The sequence below is a fragment of the Kitasatospora sp. NPDC006697 genome (assembly GCF_042869935.1).
In the GTDB taxonomy this organism is placed as follows: Bacteria; Actinomycetota; Actinomycetes; order Streptomycetales; family Streptomycetaceae; genus Kitasatospora.
On sequence record NZ_JBIAGU010000032.1, the window covers coordinates 25,738 to 42,542 of the forward strand.

The window sequence follows — 16,805 nt, forward strand, 5'->3', positions numbered from 1 at the left end:
GGCGAGGGGGCCCGGGTGCTGCCGAAGTCCAAGGTCGATCTGTACGCGGCGATCCGCCGTGACTCGCGCGCCGGCCTGTCGCAGCGTGCCCTGCAGCGGAAGTACGGGGTCGGCTTCCTGACGGTGAAGAAGGCCCTGGAGTCGGCTTGGCCGGAGCCGCGCAAAAAGCAGGCGCCCAGGGCGACGAGGCTGGATCCGTTCAAGCCGCTGATCGACCAGATGCTGCGAACAGATCTCGATGCCCCGCGCAAACAGCGCCACACCGTGAAGCGGATCTTCGACCGGCTGGTGGACGAGCACGGTGCCGACGAGATCTCGTACCAGATGGTCCGCGGCTACGTGGTCGAGCGGCGCGGGGAGATCCGCCTGCAGGCGGGCCGGGGTGTGGTGGACGCGTTCGTCCCGCAGACGCACAAGCCCGGGGCGGAGGCGGAGGTCGACTTCGGGGATGTGACGGTGCGTCTGGCCGGCGAGTTGGTGACCTGCTACCTGTTCGCGTTCCGGCTGTCCTACTCGGGCAAGGCGGTGCACCGCATCTTCGCGTCCTGCGGGCAGGAGGCGTTCTTCGAGGGCCACGTCCACGCTCTCAACGTGCTGGGCGGGGTGCCGACCGGGAGGGTCCGCTATGACAACCTTAGGGCTGCTGTTGCCCGGGTGCTGGGCTTCTCCCGGCAGCGGGTGGAGGCCGAGCGGTGGACCGCGTTCCGCTCGCACTACGGCCTGGATGTCCTCTACTGCCAGCCCGGCATCGGCGGTGCCCACGAGAAGGGTGGTGTCGAGGGACAGATCGGCTGGTTCCGCCGCAACCACCTGGTCCCCGTCCCGGAAGTGGCCACGCTAGCCGAGCTCAACGCGATGATCGACCGGTGGGACGAGGAGGACGAGGCCAGGCGGATCCGATCCCGTCCCCGCACCATCGGCGAGTACTTCGCCGTCGAGCGGCCGCTGCTGGCGCCGCTGCCGGACGAACCGTTCGAAACGGGCCGGCTGTTCACCCCGAGGGTTGACCGCTACAGCCAGATCGGGGTGCGCAACAACCGCTACTCGGTGCCGGTGCGGCTGATCGGCCGGACGGTGAGGGTGATGCTGCACGCCTCCGAGCTGGTCGTCTACGACGGCCGGGAGGAGGTCGCCCGGCACGAGCGGTTGATCGCCAAGGGCGGCACCCGGCTCGATCTGGACCACTACCTGGAGGCCCTGGTTCGCAAGCCCGGTGCACTGCCCGGGGCGACCGCGCTCGACCAGGCCCGCTCGGCCGGGCGGTTTACCCCGGTCCACGACGCCTGGTGGGCGGCCGCCCGCAAGGCCCACGGCGAGCGCGAGGGCACCCGGGCGCTGATCGAGGTCCTGCTGCTGGGCCGGCATCTGCCCCACGAACACCTCGTCGCAGGTCTCGCCGCAGCCCTCCGATCGGGCGCGCTGACCGCCGACGCGGTCGCGCTGGAGGCCCGCAAGGCCGCCGAGGCCGACACAAGGACTCCCGCAGAACCGGAACCGCCCGCCACCGACCGGGCCACGGTGACCTCGCTCACCGAGCGGCGCCTGGCCCAGCTTCCGCCCGACACGAGGCCGCTGCCCTCAGTGGCCCACTACGACCAACTGCTGCGACACCGCCGACCGGACCGCCCGACCCCTTGAAGGAGAACGCCGTGACCTTCCCCCGTCAGCGAGGAATCACCGAGCAGGCCGCCACCGCCGCGATCGACCAGGCCTGCCGGATGCTGCGGCTGCCCACCATCCGAGCCCAGTTCCCCGAGCTCGCAGACACCGCGGCCCGCGAGCAGATGTCCTACCTCGGCTTCCTCTCCGAGCTGCTGATGGCCGAGTGCGACGACCGGGCCCGGCGACGGTCGGAACGGCGGATCAAGGCCGCCGGCTTCCCCCGGGACAAGTCGCTGCGGAAGTTCGACTTCGATGCGAACCCGAACATCGACCCCGCGACGATCCATACCCTCGCGGCCTGCGAGTGGATCAAGAAGAGCCTGCCGCTCTGCCTGATCGGAGACTCCGGCACCGGCAAGTCCCACCTGCTGATCGCGCTCGGCACCGAGGCCGCGATGGCCGGCTTCCGAGTCAAGTACGTGCTGGCCACCAAACTCGTCAACGAGCTCGTGGAAGCCGCCGACGAGAAGCAGCTCGCCAAGACCATCGCCCGCTACGGCCGCGTCGACCTGCTCTGCATCGATGAGCTGGGCTACATGGAACTCGACCGCCGCGGCGCTGAGTTGCTCTTCCAGGTTCTGACCGAACGTGAGGAGAAGAACAGCGTGGCCATCGCCTCGAACGAATCGTTCGCCGGCTGGACCAAGACCTTCACCGACCCTCGCCTCTGCGCGGCCATCGTCGACCGCCTGACCTTCAACGGCACCATCATCGAGACCGGCACCGACTCCTACCGGCTCGCCAGCACCCGCGCCCGCGCCGAACAGCAAGCCGTCGGCTGATCCACCGCCCGCATCGCTAGACGCTACCGGGCGTTGGCGTTCCCGAGTTCGACCGCCAGCGCGGCCATTTCCCGCAGGCGCCTGTAGTACTCGACCGCGCCGTCCTCATCGACCGACGGCAGGACCTTCTCAACGGCCGCGAGGCAGCTGAGAAGGGTCCTGCGGCGCTTCTCGTCAAGAGGTCCCGACAGCGACGAGGAGACGCAGCCGGCGATGTCCGCGTCCAGTAGCACCATGTCTTCGCCTTCGATCTCCCGGCCGCGAATGTGTGGTGGGAACGGCGCGCGCATGTGCTCTTCCCACAGCCGTGAGAGCAGGTCCAGTTCCGGTTCGCTCATGTTCGAGATCATGCCTCACAGGCCAGGCTCTGCGGGAGTCAGCTCCCGCGAAGTCGCCGGATGACCGCTCGACCTGCTTCCTCGGCCACCTCCAGGAAGCCTGAGTGCCGACGCGCCGGTGCTGCTAGATCTCAACAATATTTTCCCGGCGCCAGGACATCGCCCGCTCTCGAAACCCGTCGACAACTGCTCTCCGTTGTCACCTACGCAGCCACCGGCGCCGTGCGCGGCAAGAAGGTCATCACCACCATCGCGGACCCGGCCGCCGAACGCGCCCCGGACCTGGTCGACCGCCAGTTCGTCGCCAGCGCGCCGAACCGCTGCTGGGTCGCCGACTTCACCCACATCGCCACCTGGTCCGGAGTCGTCTACGTCGCCTTCGTCGTGGACACCTTCTCCCGCCGCATCGTCGGCTGGTCGGCCGCGACCTCCAAGGAGACCCGGCTCGTCCTGGACGCGCTGGACATGGCGCTGTGGCAGCGCGACCGTGACGGATTCCCCCATCAGCGAGGCGAGTTGATACATCACTCGGACGCCGGGTCGCAGTACACGAGCTTCCGGCTCGCCGAGCACCTGGACGCCGCCGGCATCGCAGCCTCGATCGGATCCGTCGGCGACGCCTACGACAACGCCCTCATGGAAAGCACGATCGGACTGTTCAAGACGGAGTTGATCAAGCCCCAGCGGCCCTGGAAGACCCTCTCCCACGTCGAGCTCGCCACCGCCGAGTGGGCCGACTGGTACAACCGCCGCCGACTCCACGGTGAGATAGGCCACGTCCCGCCTGCCGAGTACGAGCAGAACTACTACCTGTCGACCACGAAACCCCTGGTCACAGCCACAACCTGAGATCTCTACCGAACCCGGGGCGGTTCACCTCGGCGCAGCTGGCCGCCTGCGCCCGGGTGTGGGAGCGGGGGCCGAGGACGGGTCGGGCCGCGCGTGGGAGCCCCCGGAGTTGAGCAAGCATCTGCGCACTGCGATCGAGGACGGGCGGGCCGCCCGCCCGAACCGAGCCGCCCCGAGGAACCACTCACTTTCTGGTCTGCACCGGCCTACAACGGGTCTGGGCCGCAGGTCGCGCAGCGCCTGGTCTGGTTGCCCGTGCGGCGCAGTTCGTCCGGGGTGTGGAGGGTAGGGAGCCTGGTCCAGTCGACGCGGCCGCCGGTCTCCTCGAGAAGTTCCTCGAACGCGGCCAGGCGTTCGTCGGCGCTGCCCAGGGTGGGGCAGTTCCAGCGGTGAAGCCGACGCTCCGTCACCGCATAGGTGCACCCGGCCGCGACGCCATCGTTCCAGCGGCTGACGTCCTGACGGGCGCGGGTGCGAGCGGAGCGGATCCATCGGCACTTCTGGCAGCGGCCCGGGGCGCCGTCGTAGCAGGAGCACGCGGAGCAGTCTCCACACGGCTGGCAGGGATGGGAGACAGGCTGCTGCGGCGGGGCGGGCCGGGCGGCGAGGTAGGAGGCGACCCGCTCCCGGCGAAGAAGCTCCTCCAGGCGCTCCTCCTTGAACTCGCCTCGGCAGTGATTCCCCTCGACGCAGCCCTTCGTTCCGCAGCCGTGCGGATCCACTGTGCGGATGACGCTCTCGCCCATGCGGGCCATGAACCAGCGAGCCAGGGAAGCGTCGAGGTGTCCGGCCGCGACCAAGTCGAGGAGTTCCAGCACCGCGGGGATCTCGACCAGGGTGCCCCAGGCGGGCAGATGCCGGCGCTGCTCGGCCCAGTCCTCGGGGAACTGGCCACCGCGCAGGACGATGCCCTCGATCGTGTGCCCGTCGATTCTCAGGCTGCTGTGCATTGCGGCTCCCTCACGGTGAACCGGGCCAGCGCAACGCTGCGGGGGCCCGGTGCCCGATCAACGCCCGGGCGGCCTGGCGGTCACTTCTCGTCAGCCGGATGAGCAGCAGCACGAGGTGGTGCCCGGAGGCCAGAAGAAGCGCCCGCAGGCGCTACTCGGTGATGAGTTCGGCCAGGGCCGCGCGGATCTCCTCGGCGGTGGCGCGCGGGGGCAGGGGTGCCAGTGCGTCGGGGTTCGATTCGAGGACGGCCACCACCGGTGCGGCCACCGGCAGAAGCGTCAGGAACCACTCGATGGTCGGCGCCCACTCCTGCGGCTCAGCATCCTCAAGGGTCAGGTGGCTGCCCTCGAAGTAGTTGCCGTGGCGCTCGGTCCCGTCGAGGTCGACGTAGAAGCCGAGGTAGTCAACCCGGTTGACCGGCTCGTGCTTCTCGTAGCAGCGGGCTTCGGGGAAGCGCTCCACGAGGCTGGCGTGGAACTCCTCGCGGCGCAGCGGCCAGGTCGTGCCGGGGGCGGCGGCGATGAGGACTCGGTCCATGAAGTGGGCTCCCGGTTCTGGGTTCTGGCCGGTGGTCAGGGGACGACGCGGACGTTGCTCTTGGTGACGTGGTTCGCGGCGAGGATGAACTGCCAGTATCCGACGGTGGAGGGGTCGGGGGTGTCGACCTCGAGGTACTGGGCGTGGTTGGCCGGGTTGTTGATCGCGGCCTGGTAGCGGCTGAACTCGTCGGAGTCGTCCATGGAGAGTTTCTTGCTCATGAACTTCTCCTCCCGCAGGCCTTCCAGGGTTCGCGGGCTGCAGCCCATCTTGCGGACGTTCTTCGCGTCAATCAGCGCTCCGTCTGCCGGCCGGTAGCCGTCGGCCCACACGGTCTCGCCGTTGGCGCCGGGGACCTGGCGTTCCGGGCTGCCGGCGACCTGCACCTGGTAGGCGCGGTCGGCGGGGGTGCCGTAGTGCGGGCCGCGGTCCGGCAGGCCGGCTGCCCAGGCGGCGGCTGCGGCCTGCTGGGCCGGCGTGAACAGCGGGTAGGGCGGCGGGTCGGGCGGGCCGATCGGCGGCAGGATCGCGTTTCCTTTCGCCGTGACCGGCGTGGGCGGGGGCGCGGAGGCCGCGGCCAGGTTCATCCCGGGCGGGGTCGCGGCGTCCGCACCTACCGCCGAGGTGGCGAGCGCCGCGGTCGTGACGCCGGCGGTCACGGCCAGCTTCGCCGCCAGCTGCGCCACGATCTGCTCGGCTTCGGCGACGGCTGCGGCCGCCGCGGCGTCGGCTTCGGCGGTCGCGAGCGCATCCGCCGCGGCAGCGGCCTCGGCCGCGATCCCAGCGTCCGCGGCCGCCGCGGCGGCGTCGGAGCCGCCGAAGGTGAAGACGGTGAGCAGGATGCCGCCGGCGGTGACGAGGCCGGCGGTGGTGGCCAGGCCGATCAGGGTGTCGCGGCAGGTGTCGATCGCGTCGGCGTACTTCTGGCAGGTGTCGTGCATGACCCGGCAGGCCGCGGACAGGTTCTCCATCAGCGGCAGGCCGGCGGAGGTGGTTGTGCCGCCCTGCGGCCGGTCGGCGTAGATCGTGGCGGCATAGGCGTGGAACGCCTCGAACGCCTGCCCGTCGCACTCCGCCTTGATCACCGAGGCGTGGCCGGCCGCGTTGCTCTGCGCGGTATCGATCAGGGAGGCGCACTTCGCCCAGACCTGGGCGGCATGCCGAAGCTTGTCGGGGTCGCCCTGGGGCCAGAACTTCCCGATGACGGGGATCTCGTGGACCTGCTTGGAACCAGTCACCATCGGCAGGGAAGCGGAAGCGTTCGTCGGATCGCACTGGTCGCCGGTGGGCTGCAACCCGGACTGGGTGTCGATCTTCCCAGTGAGCGCAGCGGCGATGGAGTCCTCGGTCGCCAGGTAGTTGGTGGCCATCGTCAGCAGCCGGCTGGAGATCGCGGCCATCCCCATGCCGGACTTGTCGATCGCGTCCACGATCGCCTTCGCCGCCGGCTCGTACTTCGAGGCGAAGGAGTGCGCGGTGCTGTCGTCGCCGGCCATCCCGGCGGTGGAGGCCAAGTCGCCGACAACGCCGCTGGCGATGTTGAACACGAAGTCGCGGGTGTCGAGGAACTGCACCGACGCCTGGAAGACCGTCCCCGGATCCACCCGGAACCCCGAACCGCCCTGAACAGCGTTCGACCCCATCGGCCCCCCTCGGCATGCCCGTCCAGCTCCCGACCGTAACACCCCGCTGCGACGGCGCTGAAGGGCTGCGCCCACTCCCCGGAGCCGCCGGACCGACCCGCAGGCTCAGGGAGTGTCGCCGGCCCAGTCCCAGCGGAGCGGATCGGCCGGGCGCGGCTCGTAGTGAGCGCGCCCGCCCGGCCCGAACCTCCCGACCTCGGTGGCCAGCGCCGCGCCGTCGGCCAACTGCTCGGTGTCCCAGCCGGTCACGTCCAGCAGCAGGCCGTCCAGCGGGCCACCGCACAGCTCGCGGTAGGCGTGGCCGGGCCTGGGCCCGGGGTCGGGATCGTCATGGTCGGCCCCCGACACCCGGCCCCGCAGCAGCGCCTCGTCATCCATGCAGGCCAGCGTCCCAACCGGCGCTGACAACGTCTCGCAAGCCGCGGGAACAGTTGCTACCTGTGCTCCGGCCCGGTCAGTGTCCCCGGTGTGCGGTGGAGGTACGCGACCGCTTCGGCCGGGTAGCACCGCACGGAGCACGGCGGTGGCGGCGGCCACGGTCACCGCGGTGGCGAGGCCGGCGAGGAGCTCGGGCAGCGCGGCGTGCAGGAACCGACCGCCGGAGAGCTGGATCAACGATGGTTTTTTGAAGCTGATCACCAGCGCGCCCTCGACCTCCTGGGCGCCGAACCCGCCCACCGCACCGAGATCCTCATCGGCTACGCCCGGGCCTCCACCGGCGGGCAGAAGCTCGACCGCCAGCTCGACGCCCTCACCGCCGCCGGGTGCCGCCACATCTTCGCCGACAAGAAGTCCGGCAAGGACGACCTGCGGCCCGAGCTGAAGGCCTGCCACGCCTTCCTCGCCCCGGGCGACACCCTGGTGGTCCCCGCGCTCGACCGCTACGGCCGCTCGCTGAAGGATCTGGTGAACAGGTCGGCGACCTGCGGCGCCGCGAGATCGGTTTCTGTTCGCTGCACGAGCGCCTGGACACCACGACCCCGGCGGCCGGCTCGTCTTCCACGTCTTCGCCACCCTCGCCCAGTTCATCCGCGAGCTGATCGTCTCCGGCGCCCCGCGAGGGCCTGGACGCCGCCCGCGGCCGGGTCGGCGGCCGGCCCACCGTTGCCACCACCGAGATCATCCAGGCCGCCCGCACGCTGCTGCCCGACCCCGAGCAGTCGATCACCTGTGTGTGGGCGGGTTTGTGCTTGCGGCCGTGGTCTTGGTGGTTGCAGTTGTTGGTGGGGCTGGGCTATCCAAAGCCAGTCACGTGCGGGGCGGGGTTGGCCGCGTGTCTCGCTACAGTGTTGTCGCCTCTCCCGCCCTGGCGGAGCGTTAGCTCCCCTCGGGCAGCCGGCCGCATGGGCGGTCGGTGCGGTCTTCGGACCTGGAACCAGGGAGGGGGCGCTCTGTGGACGAGCCCCAGCAGATGGAGCCGGCCGACGGGCCCGCGAGGCCCGGGGAGCGTCGCAGGAACTGGACGGACTGGGTGGAGACGGCTTCTCGGCTGGCTCCGCTCATCGTCAAGGTGTGGGACCTGATCGACCGCCTGGAGGACGGCGAGCGATAGGCCCTGGGCAGCAGGACGGCCCGACCGCGGGAACGGTCGGACCGTCGGTACTGCACCTGCGAGGGCGTGAGTTGAGCTGGTCGTCCGGTCGACCAAGGGGAGGCGCGCCCCCGGTCGGACGGCCAGCTCAGCCAGTGCCAGTGCGAGTCCAGCCAGTGAAGATAAATTTTATGGGTGTGACCCGCGCGCACGACCATAGCGTGTCTGCCCCTAGCACACCCCCCTCGCTTGCCGTCGGCTTTGTCGCCGAGACGCACCGAATTGGCGTGCCGAAGGCGGTATGGGAGGGACCTCTCGCGGGTGACAGTCCTGATCAGAGGGGCCGCCAGGTCGCCGAACAGGTGGGTTCGATGGTGGAGGGTCAGCCGATGTCGAGGGTGCGCGCTTCGAGTGCGGCGCGCGCCTGCTCGAGGGCGGCGGACGCCTGGACGAGGGCGGCCGGGAGGGTACGGGCGGCGTCCGGGTCGGTACAAGGGGCCGCGCGGTCCACGCCGGAGGCGAGGTAGAGGCGGAACGCCTCGAACACCACATCCATGGCCGGGCGGCAGCCCGGAACGAGTTGGGCCTCGTCGAGGGTGATCGCGGTCGGCTCGGTCGTCTCGTCGGTCATGGCGCCATGGTCGCCGAGGGTGGCCCGGCGGCGGCCCGCGGCGCACCGTCTGGCGCGGTGCTGTTCACTCGGTGAACCCTGGGACGGCCGGTTTATTCGGCGGCGGATGGCGCAGAAAAAGGGAAGGATAATGATCAATCCTCTCCCCTCGGGGATCACAAGCCCGATGCCTGCGGCGGTACTTCGACGAGTTCACCCTGCGGGCCGCGATGCCAGCGGACGGTATCGGAGTCGGTGAAGTCGAAGGACACCGGGACGATGAGTCGGCCTCCTACCCCCAGGTGCCTGGCGTCCGAGCTGCCCATCCACTCGATCCGCTCGCCCCCGGGGTGGATCACTGTGTAGTGACTGTCAGTGCGAGTGCCGGGCTTGACCAGCGTGACCTCGTAGATCGGCTGATCGCTGCTGTTGATGATCACGAACGCTGGCGATGTTCGGCTGGTTTCCGCCCCCTCGGGCTGGGGTCTCTCGCGGATCATTGCGTAGCCGTAGACCAGCCGGGCTTGGCTTCGTCGCTCGCGCTCCCGCTGCTTCTCATCCCGGGCAGCTTCCCTCCGATACAGGCACAGGCCAACGATGAACGCGCCGACGGTGCCGAGCGCCGCGAAGCCAGTCGCCCCGGCGGTGATCCAGTCCGTCAGCAGCGGGCTGGGGGTCACGGGAACGGGCGTCATGGCGGCACGGTAGGCCGTGCCGCGGTGCCTGCGGAGCCGACCCGGCCGGCCCCTCCCCCGTTCGGACGAAGCCCAGCGAAGGGAAGGATAATCACGGTTATCCTTCCCTCCCTGCAGGGATGGTCCAGCGCATTCGGGCGCTGGCCAGGGTGCGGTAGCGGAGCGCGCCGCGGCCAGCCCAGGCGGTCGGCGAATACCGGAGTGCTGCCGTGCGCTGCAGGAAGGAGAGGGTGGTCTCGCCGCCAATCAACGGGACGTGGATCGGCAGGTCCGCCGGCCGCAGCGGCCTGCTGGGCGTCTTGGTCACGGTGGCGGAAGTGATCTCGGTCATATACAGACCGTGACACGGGGCACTGGCAGTGCGCCAGGGGCACTTCCCCGGGAAGCCGTGTGACCGACCGGTCGCTCGCGCTGATCGTGCTGAACTTCCGGAACTACCCGCCGATCACCTCTGCCTCCGACTGACTTGCCGGGCGAGAATGCAAAAGAGCCCCGACCCGAAGGGTCAGGGCTCAATCTGCCGTGGAATCTATGGTCCACGTCGTGGCCGGGCTTCCCGGGGTACCACCCCCGAGCGGTCACCGACCGTGCTCCGTGTCGAACCCGCCAAGGTTGCAACTCCGTCAGCTGTGTCTATTGAAGCAGGGCGAGGGAGTGGAAATTCCCTATTCGGCGGGACTTCGGACAGGAATACCCCCTCTGCCTCCATACCAGTAGGGAGTTCATTCTCTTCGAAGTGAGGACTCCCCACCGTTTCCGTTGTGCGGAGCACTTTTGACTACGTGCTAGGCCATTGTCATGCTGGAGATGAGTCCGGCACGCGCAAATGTGACACCCGCGTCTGGCGTATCCTTGCACGACCCGAAGCACTGCGTTCCAGCCCTACCAAGGCTGCACAGGAACCAGTGTGACGGACTTTCAGAACCCGCCAAAAACTGCAACTCCGTCAGAAAGAGGTACACCCCCACCGTGTTGACCGGCCAGGAGCCGGCCGTGCTCGCCGCCGTGCTGATCTTCTTCAGTGCGGTGGCGGCATCGGTCTATGCCATCAAGAAGCTCTCCATCACCACCCCAGCCACGATCGTGCTGGTCATCGGGGCCATCGGCGCACTCCTTGGGGCACTGCCCCCCGTGATCACCGCCCTCACCGGATCGACGGCTGCACCCGCTGTGGCCAGCACACCGACCACGGCCACCGCCACACCCCAGCCAGGCCTCCCGCCCGAAGGACGGCCCCAGCCGTGACCCAGCCCCCGAACACGCTCCCGCCCACCCGCTGGCGTCGCCCTCCCGGAACCGGCGACCTTCTCGAGCGGGTCCCGAAGAACAGCTTCCTGCGCCTGCTCCGCGAAGACCAGTGCGCCGCCTTCTTGAACTCAGCCAACCTCCGCGGGGCCTCCCCGGGCGCCACCCTGAGCATCGGTGCCGCCATCCTGCTCCTCCTGGACGGGTGGGTCACCCATGAGATCGAGCAGCCCGACGGCAACCTCTTCCTCACCCTCCGCGGCCCCGGCGACATCATCGGCGACAGCTCCCTCTTCGGGGCGAGGATGCCCCAGGGGGTCCGCACCACGGGGATCGTCACCCTCGCGGCGATGTCCACGAAGTCGTTCCGCGGCTTCCTGCACAACCATCCCACCAACATGGCCGCGTTCTGCTCGGTCATCAGCAACAGGCTCCACAAGACCCAGCGGGACTACCAGAACCTGAACCGGCCCGTGGCAGAGCGGATCAACCTGCTGCTGCAGGACCTCTTCAGCGGGCGACCTCACCCTGAACGGCAACCCATCCATATCTCGCAGGGCGATATCGCCCGCGTGCTCAGGCTCAGCCGTCCGGCCGTGGAGAACCACCTCAGGTCCCTCAGGAAGGCCGGCGTCATCGACACCAAGTACCGGGAGATCCACCTGCGCGACCCTTCCGCTCTCTTCCTCCAAGAGCAGGAGGAGCCGGAGAACGGTTGGACCGGCGAGGATCGGCAGGAGCTGCTCGACTCCCCCGCCTCGGTATGCGTGGCCAGCCTCCCCGACGACCCGCCGCAGCTGTACCTTCTCCCACCAGGGGCCCCGAGTTCAGGGCTCAGCATCCTCCAGGACCGGGGCGCCACCATCCACCACGTTGTCGAGTTCCGCTCCACCGAAGAGGCGAGCACCGCCTTCCACAACGTCCGAGCGAGGGCCCACGCCATCGGGGCGGGGGTGTTGTCGGCCGGTGAACTGAGGGACCTGCTGACGATGGAAGCCGTCCGGCTGTACAAGCTGGACGCCAGCGTCGGCGAATGACCGAGGGGCCTCCAGCTGCTGTGAGCTGGAGGCCCCTACGCCATTCCAGCAGCTCCGTGATCCCGGGACTGGCTGCGTAGGTGAGAACGAAGAGGGATTGTTGGTGAGAGCTGGCAGCGCGAGGTGCTGCGATCGCCGCTCGATGTTGGTGAGAAGTAAGAACGGTCGGCTGAATTTGAGTCTGTGGCTGACAGTCAGGACAGTCCGATCGGTGCGGGTGTCAGCGGCTGCCCGTCCAGTTCCTGGCAGTCCACTTCGTCCCACCACAGCTCGCCCTGCGTGGCGAGGTAAGGGTGCAGCCCGCGGACCCCTCCACCGTCGTGAAGCGCGAGCGCGACGGCGTGAAGTAGATCTGCCAAGCCGGGCCAGGAGTCGGTGAAATCGCCCCCACCGCTGTGGCCCGCCCAGCCGAGACGCCCCTCGCTCGGGCCGGGACGCTGGTCGATCACCTGTGCGCCGCCGTCGGCGCTCTCGGCCCAGGGCACCCAGAGCGGGTGCCACCAGGGTTCGTCATCCCACGGCCGGCTGGTCAGACCGTCGTTCTCGGTCGCGACGTCCATGCAGGTCTTCCAGCGGTCCACGATTTCGCCCACCGGGAGGGGCGACTGCTCAGGCACGAGGGTCGCCCAAGTGGTCAGCCCGTTGTGGCAGCGCAAGGAATCAGCGAGATCGCTGGGCAACCGGATGCCGAGGGCCTGTTCGGCGTCTCGAAGCTCGCCGGGTGTAGCCGGCGGGTTCAGCAACGCCAGGCCGGAGGCCGAGTGCGTCGCCAGCCAGGATTCGATCCGGCGCCATGACTCCGATGGGGGCAGTGTCTGCTGCGGCATGGCGTCATCCTGCCGCACACGTCCGTCAGGGCGGATCGAGGGCCTGATCAGGTGGTGATGGGTCAGCTGACCGCCTGCTGCTGTCCAGCTCGGAAGATGCTCGTGGGGCAGATGGCGAGCCAGTAGCAGGACCTCGATCAGCGCGCGGGTGCCCTCGCGCTCACCATGGGCCTTCCAGAGCGCTTTGTGGGGCTTCCAGTTGTCCGGGGAGAACGCGAGGGCCAGGTCCGGACGGTCGGCCACCAGCGGGTGTTGCGGCGGCGGGGCGCCTCCGGGCAGTACTGGTCACGTCCAGCAGCCCGTCCAGCGGGCCGCCGCACAGCTCGCGGTAGACGTGGCCGATTCGGGGGCCGAGGTCAGGGTCGTCGTGGTCGGCCCCGTAGTAGCGCCTCGGCATCCATACAGGCTTCCCAGGCGGCGAACGTCACCCCGGCGAAGAGCAGGAGCTGCATGCGTGGTGCCCGCCCGGTCCCAGGCGGGCACCGTGCTCACGCGGGCCTGTTCACCGGGCGGCGCCTTCGCGGGCTATTGCGGGCGCGGACGACCTTCCCGCCGGGGGGCATCGGCCCCGGGGGCGACTGCGGGTCGGGCGAGACGAACTCCGCCAGCGCCAGGTCGTCGATCTCGCTGGCCAACGCCCGGGCGATCTCGGCCGGGTCGCCGGGGAGCCGGACCGGCATCGGAAGCCGACCTGGGGTGATTTCCTCAGCCGCCTGGCTGCGCCACACCTCGGCCCGGTCCGGCTGCCCGGTGGCCGCGTAGTGGACTGCGAGGCAGTGCGCGGCGAGTTCGTCCTCGGCGCCGGCGGCCACCCCCCACCAGAGCTCGGCGGCCTCCGGGCGGCCGATCGCGTACATCACGCAGCCGAACACGGTCGCGCCCTCCACCACCTGGTCGATGCCGTCCAGGAAGCCGGCCAGCTCGGCCGCCTCCGCCTCGCCCGCGACCGAGGCGCACAGGTGCTCCAGGTCGCGGCGCAGGTCGCCGCGCGCGGCGGCGGTCACCGGATCGTGCTGGGCACGCTTTTGCGGGGCCCGGGCCGCCGGGGCCGGCCGGGTGGACGCCGGGGCCCGCTCGGACCGGATGACGGCGCGGGCGGCGGGCGATCCGTCCCCGTCTGCGATGCGCTGGGCGAGGCGGCCCACGAACGCCCACGGATCATGATCCTCAAACACCCTCTCGATCTCTGCCGACTCCAGCTGCAGCAGCTCGTGGACGTCCATCAGTTCCCCTCTCCATGTTCCGTTCGGGGGTCGAGCAGGTACTGCATGTGGCGCCACCCCTGGCTCGCGTAGGTCTTGGCCGTTCCCGCGGCGATCTGCAGCACCTGGCCGATCTGCGGGTAGCTCATCCCCTGCTGGCGCAGGCGCACGACTTCCGCCTGGGTCGGGTAGGCCTTCGCCAGCTCGTCCCGCGCCCAGCGCACCGCGTCGAGCTCGACCAGGAGGTCGACGTCCTCGTGGCCGGTGGCCTCGGGCGCGCCGCTCTCGCGCAGCCTGCGCACCCTGGCCTCGTGCCGGCCGCGCCCGCGGGCAATGTCGGTGACCGCGTCCTTGACGATTTTCCAGGCGAAGGCCTCGACGGCCTGCCGGTCCGAGCATCCGAGCGCCTGCTCCCACTTCTGGTGGAGCGTGAAGCCGGCGTTCTGGATGGCGTCCTCGGCGTCCTGCCTGTGGAGCAGGCGGCTGTAGGCGTACCGCAACCACTTCTCGTGCTCGGCCATGACCAGCGTGGTGAAGTCCAGCGGGAGGGCCTCGACCGGGTCCTGGCCGGGGCCCGTCGCGTCGAGCAGCGGGTTCTGGCCCGGCTCGTCACCCGAGAACTGCGTCACCGTTCCTCCTGGCTGTGGCTACTGCCGAGACGGCCGGCACCGGAACCGCCCGGTGCCTGGGAAGCGGTGCGGTCGGCGTGGCCGACCGCGGTGGCGTCGTCCTCCCGGATCGTCCTGGCCGCGCCGGAGTTCACCGGAGCCGGCCAGGGCCTCAGAGGCTGCTGCACGTGCTCCCCCCTCTCTCGTGAGTTCGCTTTCGGCGCACCGGCGGTGCGCTGGCGCCCCTGGGGGCGCACCTGGAAAACCGTTCCGAGGGGGGTGTTTGTTAACCCGAAAAGCCGATCAATTGACGACTTGATGTGATCGGATATGCACACAGCGTTCTGACCAGCGGAGTCATGAGCCCCCCGATGCCGAAAACGCGTGCGAAGTGATGCACGACACAGTTTCATTAGGCTGATCTTGGTTCGCCGTCAGCATTTCCGGGATATGGATCATGGCGCCTTGATCGAGAAAGTCCGCTTCGGAAAATGCGGGCAGGAGTTCTCCCAGGTCATCAGGAGTCCGACCCTCCAGTAACCCGGTCCCGTCAGCCCTGTGGCCCCCGGACCGCGACGGTCCCAGGAGGCCGGTGTCGATCTCCTTCACTCGCTTCGAGCCGGATGACGGCATGCTCGTCGCCGCTCGAACGCAACCAGCGGTCGAACGACGCCGAATCGACAGTGCTCGAATGGTCTCAGTCCCTGGCCAAGCCGTTAGACCGTCAGCGCACAGTCAGGTAGGTGGGAACGATGCCCGATCGGCAGGCCGTCGAAATCGTCCCCATCATTCGGCAGGGAAGGTGGTGACGCGACGTCAGGCCGAGGGGTGCGAGGGGCGGCTGCCTGCGCCGGGTGGGTTCGGCTCGGAGGCAGTCGGCAAGCCAGCTTGGGGTTCCCGGGGTCAGGACTGCTGCTCGCCACGTGACCGTCCAGCCCCACAGAATCGAACAGTGTGACGATGTGATTTCGGACAGTAGTCAACAGGAAATGGTCACCTGCACCGAATCACCCGGTCCTCCCGCATCCCCCAGCGGATTCTTGACACGCCACAGTCACTGCAGTGCCATCCAGGGGGTCAGATGATGGGCACCAGTCGGCAGGTCGAGCTGCTGCGCGACGAGGTCGGGCGGATCCTGCAGAACGGCCTGCAGGAGGTGCGCGCCGACACGACCGCCCTGCGCACGGAGTTGACCACGACGCTCATCGACGGGTTGCGAGAGGTCCGCAGCGAGCTGCAGAAGGCCCTGGCCCGGGAGCAGCGGGCGCTCAGCGAGACGCTGGCGGAGAACCGGGACCTGCGGCGCGAACTCGACCAGGCCCGTGTCGGCTTGACCGCGGCCGATGCCTCAGCTGCACCGGATCCGCTGCCGGTACCGGAGCGGGTGCTGTCCGAAGCGCCGGAACAGCAGGACCTGGCGGAACCGCCTGCGGGCGCAGCCGGCGACGGCCGGGTGCCCGTCGCCGAGCAGCCTCACCCGCAGCCGCCCGTGCGGGCGGCCGACGGCCCGGCTCCGGCCGAGCCGGCACCAGTCCCCGTCCCTGAGCCTGTCCACATCGCAGCTATGGAGGAGACCACCGTGTCCGATGCGTCCGAGCCTGCCCGGTCCGACGACGAGTCTGTTGGCCGCATTCCCGAGGATGTCGCGGCCGCCGAGCTCGCGGCCGCGATGAACCTCACGTTCCCCGACACTGCGCCGGACAGCGGACCGCAGCCCGCCCCTGCCGCTCTCGAGGCGGCGACTGCGGCCCACGCGCGGCCCGACGGCGCCCGGGTCAAGGCGGAAGTGCACGGGGACTTGTTCCACCTGCTGACGAGCGCCGCCTGCATCGGCACCGCCGAACTGGTCTGCCACCCGCACGTCTGGCAGTTCATCGGCGCCGGCGCCACCGCGGCCAGCCCTCACTTCCAGTTGTCCGCCTCCATCTCGGTGGACAAGGACGACGACCTGGTGACCGTGCTGTTGCCCGGCCCCAGCCTGATGGCCGTCATCAAGTCGCTCTACGACACGTACTTCTCGTCCGGCCTGACGGGATCGGTCGCCATCGAGGACCGGGCCCTGGCGCTGGCCTACTACACCGCCATCGCCCACGAGGTCCGCAAGACCGACCCCGCCTTCGCGGTGTTCGAGGCCGAGAACGCTGGCCGGCCCCGAACCCGCATCATCATCGACCAGCGCCCCAAGTCGAAGCCCTGACCCCCGGCGCGCCCGAGCGCCCGCGCCGAACGCGCTCTGTCCACGAGGCCCGAGCTAGCTCTACAGGATGGTCAGGTCCATCCAGGAGATG

The 16,805-nt window shown here is 69.6% G+C and carries 19 protein-coding genes and 1 pseudogene; 8 read left to right on the forward strand and 12 right to left on the reverse strand.

All coding sequences use genetic code 11. The features are described 5' to 3' along the window. The first annotated feature begins 18 nt into the window (after nt 1-18). Nucleotides 19-1,638: an IS21 family transposase gene (gene istA / locus ACFYNO_RS32675; protein WP_388021222.1), complete on the forward strand. Its 1,620-nt coding sequence runs from the start codon at nt 19-21 to the stop codon at nt 1,636-1,638. A gap of 11 nt (nt 1,639-1,649) precedes the next feature. After that, nucleotides 1,650-2,444, forward strand: a complete 795-nt coding sequence (gene istB / locus ACFYNO_RS32680; RefSeq protein WP_388021027.1) for an IS21-like element helper ATPase IstB — start codon at nt 1,650-1,652, stop codon at nt 2,442-2,444. Between the two features lie 23 nt (nt 2,445-2,467). Here istB and ACFYNO_RS32685 read toward each other — a convergent pair whose 3' ends face one another. After that, the gene (locus ACFYNO_RS32685) at nt 2,468-2,782 is read right to left on the reverse strand and encodes a hypothetical protein (protein ID WP_388021029.1); all 315 of its coding nucleotides are present in this window, start codon (nt 2,780-2,782) and stop codon (nt 2,468-2,470) included. A gap of 222 nt (nt 2,783-3,004) precedes the next feature. Between ACFYNO_RS32685 and ACFYNO_RS32690 the strand changes: the two genes are divergently transcribed. Then, nucleotides 3,005-3,631 carry an IS3 family transposase gene (locus ACFYNO_RS32690; RefSeq protein WP_388021031.1) on the forward strand — a complete coding sequence of 209 codons (627 nt, stop codon included), beginning with the start codon at nt 3,005-3,007 and terminating at the stop codon, nt 3,629-3,631. Between the two features lie 206 nt (nt 3,632-3,837). Here the strand turns inward: ACFYNO_RS32690 and ACFYNO_RS32695 are convergent, their stop codons facing one another. From ACFYNO_RS32695 to ACFYNO_RS32710, 4 genes are all read right to left on the reverse strand, one after another. Then, complete coding sequence (locus tag ACFYNO_RS32695) at nt 3,838-4,581, reverse strand: hypothetical protein (protein WP_388021033.1); 744 nt, start codon at nt 4,579-4,581, stop codon at nt 3,838-3,840. Between the two features lie 151 nt (nt 4,582-4,732). Further along, a complete protein-coding gene (locus ACFYNO_RS32700) occupies nt 4,733-5,119 on the reverse strand; it encodes a hypothetical protein (RefSeq protein WP_388021035.1) in 387 nt (128 codons plus the stop codon). A 35-nt stretch (nt 5,120-5,154) separates the two neighbouring features. Then, entirely contained in the window at nt 5,155-6,762 is a 1,608-nt protein-coding gene (locus ACFYNO_RS32705; protein WP_388021037.1) for a restriction endonuclease fold toxin-2 domain-containing protein, read from the reverse strand. Between the two features lie 105 nt (nt 6,763-6,867). Then, nucleotides 6,868-7,140 (reverse strand): hypothetical protein, encoded by a 273-nt coding sequence (locus ACFYNO_RS32710; RefSeq protein ID WP_388021224.1) that lies wholly within the window; start codon nt 7,138-7,140, stop codon nt 6,868-6,870. A gap of 204 nt (nt 7,141-7,344) precedes the next feature. Here ACFYNO_RS32710 and ACFYNO_RS32715 point away from each other — a divergent pair. Both ACFYNO_RS32715 and ACFYNO_RS32720 read left to right on the forward strand, forming a co-directional pair. Further along, nucleotides 7,345-7,665, forward strand: a pseudogene (locus ACFYNO_RS32715) (recombinase family protein); the annotation flags it as partial. A 490-nt stretch (nt 7,666-8,155) separates the two neighbouring features. Further along, entirely contained in the window at nt 8,156-8,314 is a 159-nt protein-coding gene (locus tag ACFYNO_RS32720; RefSeq protein ID WP_388021039.1) for a hypothetical protein, read from the forward strand. A gap of 361 nt (nt 8,315-8,675) precedes the next feature. Here the strand turns inward: ACFYNO_RS32720 and ACFYNO_RS32725 are convergent, their stop codons facing one another. The 3 genes from ACFYNO_RS32725 to ACFYNO_RS32735 form a co-directional block, all read right to left on the reverse strand. Further along, a complete protein-coding gene (locus tag ACFYNO_RS32725; protein WP_388021041.1) occupies nt 8,676-8,924 on the reverse strand; it encodes a hypothetical protein in 249 nt (82 codons plus the stop codon). Between the two features lie 155 nt (nt 8,925-9,079). Next, nucleotides 9,080-9,598 carry a hypothetical protein gene (locus ACFYNO_RS32730; protein WP_388021043.1) on the reverse strand — a complete coding sequence of 173 codons (519 nt, stop codon included), beginning with the start codon at nt 9,596-9,598 and terminating at the stop codon, nt 9,080-9,082. A gap of 97 nt (nt 9,599-9,695) precedes the next feature. Further along, nucleotides 9,696-9,929, reverse strand: a complete 234-nt coding sequence (locus tag ACFYNO_RS32735) for a hypothetical protein (protein ID WP_388021045.1) — start codon at nt 9,927-9,929, stop codon at nt 9,696-9,698. A gap of 638 nt (nt 9,930-10,567) precedes the next feature. Between ACFYNO_RS32735 and ACFYNO_RS32740 the strand changes: the two genes are divergently transcribed. Next, nucleotides 10,568-10,843 carry a hypothetical protein gene (locus tag ACFYNO_RS32740; RefSeq protein WP_388021047.1) on the forward strand — a complete coding sequence of 92 codons (276 nt, stop codon included), beginning with the start codon at nt 10,568-10,570 and terminating at the stop codon, nt 10,841-10,843. Further along, the gene (locus ACFYNO_RS32745; protein WP_388021049.1) at nt 10,840-11,880 is read left to right on the forward strand and encodes a Crp/Fnr family transcriptional regulator; all 1,041 of its coding nucleotides are present in this window, start codon (nt 10,840-10,842) and stop codon (nt 11,878-11,880) included. Before ACFYNO_RS32740 ends, ACFYNO_RS32745 begins: the two co-directional genes overlap by 4 nt. A 194-nt stretch (nt 11,881-12,074) precedes the next feature. Here ACFYNO_RS32745 and ACFYNO_RS32750 read toward each other — a convergent pair whose 3' ends face one another. The 4 genes from ACFYNO_RS32750 to ACFYNO_RS32765 form a co-directional block, all read right to left on the reverse strand. Next, on the reverse strand, nt 12,075-12,950 hold the full coding sequence (locus ACFYNO_RS32750) for an SMI1/KNR4 family protein (RefSeq protein WP_388021051.1): 876 nt from the start codon (nt 12,948-12,950) through the stop codon (nt 12,075-12,077). Then, nucleotides 12,868-13,104: a hypothetical protein gene (locus ACFYNO_RS32755; protein ID WP_388021053.1), complete on the reverse strand. Its 237-nt coding sequence runs from the start codon at nt 13,102-13,104 to the stop codon at nt 12,868-12,870. The genes ACFYNO_RS32750 and ACFYNO_RS32755 overlap by 83 nt, the downstream gene beginning before the upstream one ends. 91 nt (nt 13,105-13,195) lie before the next feature. Continuing rightward, nucleotides 13,196-13,930: a hypothetical protein gene (locus tag ACFYNO_RS32760; RefSeq protein WP_388021055.1), complete on the reverse strand. Its 735-nt coding sequence runs from the start codon at nt 13,928-13,930 to the stop codon at nt 13,196-13,198. Then, complete coding sequence (locus tag ACFYNO_RS32765) at nt 13,930-14,538, reverse strand: RNA polymerase sigma factor (protein WP_388021057.1); 609 nt, start codon at nt 14,536-14,538, stop codon at nt 13,930-13,932. Before ACFYNO_RS32765 ends, ACFYNO_RS32760 begins: the two co-directional genes overlap by 1 nt. A 1,060-nt stretch (nt 14,539-15,598) precedes the next feature. Here ACFYNO_RS32765 and ACFYNO_RS32770 point away from each other — a divergent pair. After that, nucleotides 15,599-16,714: a hypothetical protein gene (locus ACFYNO_RS32770; RefSeq protein WP_388021059.1), complete on the forward strand. Its 1,116-nt coding sequence runs from the start codon at nt 15,599-15,601 to the stop codon at nt 16,712-16,714. Nucleotides 16,715-16,805 lie beyond the last annotated feature (91 nt).